Origin of the sequence: Nonomuraea sp. NPDC049152, assembly GCF_040648355.1 — a bacterium.
In the GTDB taxonomy this organism is placed as follows: domain Bacteria; phylum Actinomycetota; class Actinomycetes; order Streptosporangiales; family Streptosporangiaceae; genus Nonomuraea.
Genome location: NZ_JBEZDO010000018.1, coordinates 211,573 through 218,128 on the forward strand (window position 1 = coordinate 211,573; position 6,556 = coordinate 218,128).

1 protein-coding gene is annotated in these 6,556 nt (G+C 63.0%); it reads right to left on the reverse strand.

Annotated elements, in window-relative coordinates; genetic code table 11:
- A partial coding sequence (locus AB0B45_RS30145) for an RHS repeat-associated core domain-containing protein (RefSeq protein WP_358137288.1) occupies nt 1-5,890 on the reverse strand: 5,890 nt, incomplete at its 3' end.
- Nucleotides 5,891-6,556 lie beyond the last annotated feature (666 nt).

A 6,556-nucleotide genomic window follows, 5' to 3' on the forward strand; every position in this document is an offset into this window, starting at 1 on the left:
GCTTACTCGACGTCGGCCTACCGTTACCCGGCTTAGGCGGTTGCTTGGCAGACCTGGCCGGCGTGGTGGCCTTCCCCCTCGCCGCCGCTGCCGCACGCTGCGCGGCAGCCTGAGCCGCTCGCTGCGCGGCAGCCTGAGCCGCTCGCTGTGCGGCCCGCGCTACCGCCGCTGCCGCAAGCCTCGCCGCGGCCGCGCGTGCCGCCGCAGCCGCCATCTGCTGGGCGATGCGACGGGCGATGATCTGCGCAGCTACGCGCGCGGCGGCGAACAACAACGGGATACAGATGGGGCAGTTCCCCGAAGGATCACTGAGCGAGAGTGGGTCGCCGTTCGCGTAGGTGTAGCGGTTGAGGTTGATCGAGGAGTATGGGCTGAGTGTGACGTCGTCACGGGATGCGAATCCGCCGGTGCCCGGCATGTACCAGCGCGCCAGCATGTTGACCTTGCCGGTGGCAGGGTCGGTGTACTCGCCTTGGTAGCCCATTCGGCGCTGAGTGCCTGTCCGAGCCAGCACCTTGCCGAAGGGGTCGTAGGCAGCCGAGTCCACCAGCGCGGATCCAGAGAAGGTGGCGACCATGTCGCTGTGCTGGTCGGACATCACGCCGAGAGCGGGATCAGAGCCCTCCTGCAGGCCGAGGAGGTTGCCATCCGGATCACGACCGTACTTCGCGATCACAGCACCATTGCTGTCAGTGACAGAGCTGATGTCGTTGTCGATACCTGAGTACAGGTAGTTCTCAGTCACGTTCTGGCGGGTGCGCGAAGTCAAGCGACCGAGCGCATCGTAGCCGTAGCTCGCGTCACCGTCGGAGATCATCCGATCGAAGGCGTCGAACGTCAGGCTCTTGGTGACCCCCGAACTGGTCTCGCTCTGCAGGGTGCCGCGCGGCGTGTACGCGTAGTCGGTTCCCGCGCCAGAGAGGAGACGGTTGCGCTCGTCGTAGACGAAGGTGTCCGCGCCTGCCTTGGTGCGATTCCCGGCAGCGTCCCACTCGTAGGTGACGAGGTTGCCGTCAGGACCCTTCCATGACGTCAGACGGCCAGCCTGGTCGTAACCATAGGTATTGGCACCCGCGCCTGCCGTACCAGTGGTCTCCTTGGAGACGAGTTGGTCGTCCTTGTTCCAGCCGTACTGGATCTTGGCAAGCTGGGCCCCGCTGCTGTTGAGCAACGTGTGACTGATCACCCGGTCCATCGCGTCGTAGCCGAAGCTCTGAGTGTTCGCCGGGTTGGCCGAGGTCAACGACTTTAGTCGGTCAGCCGTGTCGTAGTCGTAGGTGAAGGTGCGTCCGGTGACGGGCTCTGCGGCCGTCTTGAGGCGGTCGTCGGCGTCCCAGGTGAAGTTCGCCGTGCCGTTGGTGTCCGTGCGCTGAAGGGGGTTGCCCATGTCGTCGTAGTTGAACGCGGCGATTTGCTTGGTGCTCTTGGTGACCTTGGTGAGCAATCCACGGTCGTTGTACTCGAGGCTGTAGTCGCCGATGCCGGTCTGACGTCCAGCGAGGTCGTAGCCGAACGTCCGTTCCGACGTTGTGACGCTGGCGCCACTTCCGGTTTCCTTGGTCAGCCGACCCAAGTGGTCGAACTGCCTATCCATTTGGACGCCACCCGGCTTACGGACGCTGGTGAGATTGCCTCCAGCGTCGTAGACGTTGATCCAGGTGCGATCGGCAAGCGCTGGATGCGCCTGCGTCTCAGGCTCGATCACCGACTCGACCAGGCCGAGGCTGTTGTACGTCGTCCGCACGGTCTGGTCGCGGCCGTCGGTGGCGCGGGTGAGCTCTCCTGCCGCGTTGTAGCCGAAAGTCGTCGTGATGTTCTGCGTGTCAGAGACCGGTTCGACAACCTTCGTGATCATGTCGGTTGCGTCGAACGTACGTCTCGTGATCCGGCCTTCGCCGGAGGTCTCAGTTGTGGAGTTGCCAGCCAGGTCGTATCCATAGGCCACGGATCGCTGGATCTCACCGGCACTGTCGAGCTCTCTAACGACCGTGCGCCGTCCGGCAAGGTCGTACTCGGTCTGTGTCGCGTTGCCGAGCGGGTCAGCGGTCTTCGTCTCCCGCCCCGCAAGATCGTAGGCATACCGGGTGACGTCACCAAGCGAGTCGGTTACCGCGGTTACTTCTCCAGCTGCGTTGACGTCGAAAGTCGTGCTCCGATTGCCTGGCGCGATCTCCTTTACCTTGTTGTCGGCGCCGTCGTATTCGACGGCCGTGACGAGAGCAGTAGGCGTCGGCTTGCGTTCGATGATGGTGCTGGTGATCTGCCTGCCGAGATCGTCATACGTGGCTTGAGTGCGCGCGCCTGTCGGGTCGACGCTGGTCAGCAGTTCGCCCTGTGTGTCGTACTCGTACACCCATTGGCCGGCGGACTGCCCGGCTGGCGCCGGTTCGGTCACCCGTACACGGTTTCCGAGCGCGTCGTACTCCGTCACCCATGTGGAGCCACGCTCATCTACCAGCTTGGTGAGTCGACCCGCCTTGTCGTAGGTATAACCGACCGTCGGCGTCAGCGCGGTACCGCCAGGCTGCGTATAGACAGGCGATTTCTGGCTGACTTTACGGCCCAGCCGGTCGAACACCACGGTGGTGGCGCCGCCCTCAGCGTCCACGACGTTGGTCCTACGGCCAGCACTGTCGTATCCGAATCGAGTGCTCGGCCGCTCAGCGGCTGCTTCTGCGCCGTTCTTCTCCACAGTGACAGATGGCGCCTGGGCCTCGATCAACCGTCCGACAGCGTCATAGCGGAAGGTGGTCCGATAGGCAATGGGGTCGGCGTTCGCCGCATTGCCACGAGGATCTGTTTCTCCTACCAACAACCCGCGGTCGTCCACGGCCCAGGTAGTGACGATGTCGGAGTCACCATTGTTCACTGACCGCCGAATGAGCATGTCATCGATGTTGTACGCATATTCGACAGACTCAGCTCGTGTCGTCTCCACGGCGCTGAACGTCTTCTTCAGCAGGTTGTCGTTGGCGTCGTAGACATAGACGGCCTTGCGGGCCAGCCCAGTCGGATCAAAGGTTTCTGTCGTCACCCGGGCGGCGGCGTCATAGGCGCGGGTGATGGTTTCCTTCCCGTCACCGGTCACCCGCTTGGTGACGTTGCCCGCGGCGTCGTAGGTATTCGACTCCAGCACGACGTCCTTCGTCGTCGTCGCACCGTTGAGCTTGACGTCGTCCGCGAGGACCTGTGCGGTAAGGCCGTCATCAAAGTAGGTGTAGGACGTCTTCCGCCCCATCGAGTCGACTTCGGCTGCCAGTCGCCCTTCCGGGTCGTAGGAGTAGGCATCCAACACGAGGTCACGCGGCGCCTGCGGCGCGACCGGGCTGCCCGTCCAGTTCTTCAGAGTCCGAGACGCCAACTCCCCACGCGGGGAGTACGTGTAGTGGTAGAGGTTTCCCAGCTCATCGGTAACTGCTGTCTGTGCGCCAGTGTGATCCCAGGCGTAGCGGACGAGACCGCCCTCCGGCCCGGTCTGTGTCTCAAGGCGCCCGAAGTCGTCATAGGTGTAGGAGATGACTCGGTCAGGATCGCCCCCTGTGAGATCCACCGCGGTCTCGCTGACCGCCAGCCCGTCCTGGTTGTATTCGTACTTGGTCTGTGGCGTGTGCGTGACGTTCGTGATCTCGTTTTTCACCGCAGCACCGGTGTGCGTGAGGATACGACCCAACCCGTTGTAGGTCATGGTCGTCATCACGCCTTGCGGATGCGCTTGCGAGATCTCAGTGCGGGAGATGACTCTCCCGATCGCGTCATGGCCGTACTTGATGCGTAATCCACCGCGGTCGGCTTCCTCCGCGAGGTCGCCCGACGCCGTGTAGCGGTAAGTGGATTCCTTGCCCTTAGCGTCGATCTCCGCTTTCACCAGTCCCGCAGGCGTCCACCCACCACCATCGGCCGCCTCGCTACCATCGGTGTACGACAGCTGCGTTGATCGTCCCTGCGGGAAGTCCGCAGTCGCAGGGATAGTCTCCTTGATCTCCTCGCCGTGCTGGTTGTACTCCCAACGGGTGGCGTAAGTGTCATCGGTGCTCCTGGAAGAACGAGCATCCCGATAAACAATGATCTTGTCATTGCGTGGATCGAAGACCTCGTCCTTGTTCAGGTAGTACTCGCTAGACGCGGTCTGGCAATTGTCAACAAACCGGCATCGCTTCACACCGATGGTGTTACCGCGCAGATCATGGAATAGTTCCGTCACGTTGCCGTTGCGGTCGATGACCTTTGCGGGGTAGCCGCCGCTGTCGTACTCGTACCGCGTGACCTTGCCTAGCTGGTCTGCTTCCGAAACTGGTCGGTATCCGCGGGTGGCGTCGACCACATACGTGAGCGTGCCCTGGTTCGGATCTGTGGTCACGATTGTGGCGTGGGCCAGCCCGTCCTGACCGTCGCTGAATCTAGTGAACTGGATGGCGCTGAGCTTCCACGTACCGCCATTGCGATCCGTGTGAGTGAGCAGGCGTCCACCGTCTGCGTCGAAGGCGTTGGACGCCCAGATCCGGCCCGAGGGCAGGGTGTGCTTAGTCAGCTGCGGCTGGACCAACCTGGCAGCATAGTGTGTGCGGATCTCAGCCAGGCCCAGCGGCTTCCCATACACAGCGACCTCGTCGATCTCCCCAGCGAAGGGGAATGGGCCAGCATTGGTCACGGAGGCGGGCCAGGACGGCGAGGCGTAACCGTATCCGATCTCCGCCTCGCCTTGGTCCAGGTGCGTGATCTCGCCCGCGAGCGTGCCGGCGCTCTGACCGTCCAGGAAGAGAGTCTGCGTGTTTTCCGCTCCCGTCAGGACCACGTGATGCCAGTTGCCATCATTCACCAACATCGTGGAAGTGATCGGCTTGGCGGTGCCCGTGTAGAACTGGCCGCGCAGCTTGCCATCGGTTCCGACGTAGACGACGGGTGTGAAAGTGCTCCTGCCGGTGTTGTGGTAGCCGATAACGGTGCCCGAGCCGGTGGTCTTGAACCACGCTTCGACCGCGAGCAGGCCGCCGCGCCCGTTAATCGCGCCGGAAGGGAGACGAACGTAGCTGGAGTTAGCGGTGCCAGCGAAGCGCATCGCGCCGTTGCTGGTTCCGGCCAGCGCGCCCGGGGTGGTTCTGGTGACGTCGGCTGTAGTCCCGGCAAGAATAGCGTCGGTGTCGACGTTCCATCCGGCCGAGCTGGGCACCTTTGCACCGACCGTGGTCGCGGCCGCGTCGCCCAGGCGCCAATAGCCGGTGGGCTCGGCGTTAGTGATCACGCTCCGGTAGCGGGAGGCCGGAGTATAGGTGTAGGTCGTGCAGGACTCACCGGCGCCCGGCGCGCACACCGTTGTGAGCAGGTCACCGCTGTAGGTGTAGGTCCAGGTGAGCGGCGTGCCGCCGACGGAGTCTGTGGACACAGTGGTGACGTGGTTGCCGGTCCACGTGAAGGTCAGCGAACGGCCCCCGGTGGCGGTCACCTTGGACAGCTTGCCGTCGGCGCCATAGACGAGATCCTGCGTTCGGTCGCGGCGGTCGCTGACCTTGATCAACCGACCGGAGGCGTCGAACCAGTAGGAGGTAGAGGACTTGTCCATTAACCGCCAACCGCCAGCATTGACCTCGGCGAGCGTGGCGTAGGTGCCGGGCGGAGCCGCGTAGGTGCCATCGCCCTTGGCGGCGAAACGCAGTTGACGGCCATCCGGGTAGGTGACCAGCAGGGTGTAGGTGTGCGGTTCCGGCAGGATCCGGGTGTCCCAACGCGTGCTCCAGCCCGCACCAAAAGCACCGTCCGAGCGCGGGTCGAGGCCGTTGTAGGCGCGTGTCACCGCAAGCGGCAGTCCGACGGTGGGCACACTGGCGTCGGTGATCGATTGCGTGTAGTTACCCGTTACATGATCGAACTCACGACCGCCGGTTCCGGTAGCCAACAGCGAGTTGATACTTCCTTGGTCCGGAGAAGTGGTGAAACTACGCCATGGCGAGGTCACTGCCGCGTAGCTTGTGGACGCCTTGACTTGCCACCAGTACGTCTGGCCCCACTTAAGCCTTGCCGCCGGTACCTGCCAACTCCATGAGGTTTCCCATGATGCAGAACTGTCGCACCATTTCCAGGCATCCGGCTTGCCCTCACACACTTGAAACCAGTAGGAAACGGCTAGCGAACTGTCTCCTGGCTTTGCATGTGCCGCCAACGCGGGTTGAAGGGTACCAACCTGCGAATTGTCCAAAGGGGAAGTCCATTGCCACACGGCTGCTTCCACCCGCATGGACTGCCACGCCGACCACGCACCCGTCGCGCCACCCTCAGCGATCCCCCGAACACGCCACTGCACCCGCCAGCCATCCGACAACTTCCCAGCCGGCACATCGGCATTCAACGTCAAATAATTCGACCAGAAAGACGAGTCAGTATGCGACCAGATCAACCCTGAACCCTGCGACGGCACAGCCGGATCATGCTGAACCTCAACAGCCAACTTCACATTACGATCATCAGGATCATTCACCTTCGCATGAAGCCGCGGCGTCAACGAAGAAGCCACCCACGTACCCGACGACAACGTCCCCGGCGAAACCGCGAAGTTCGACACCGA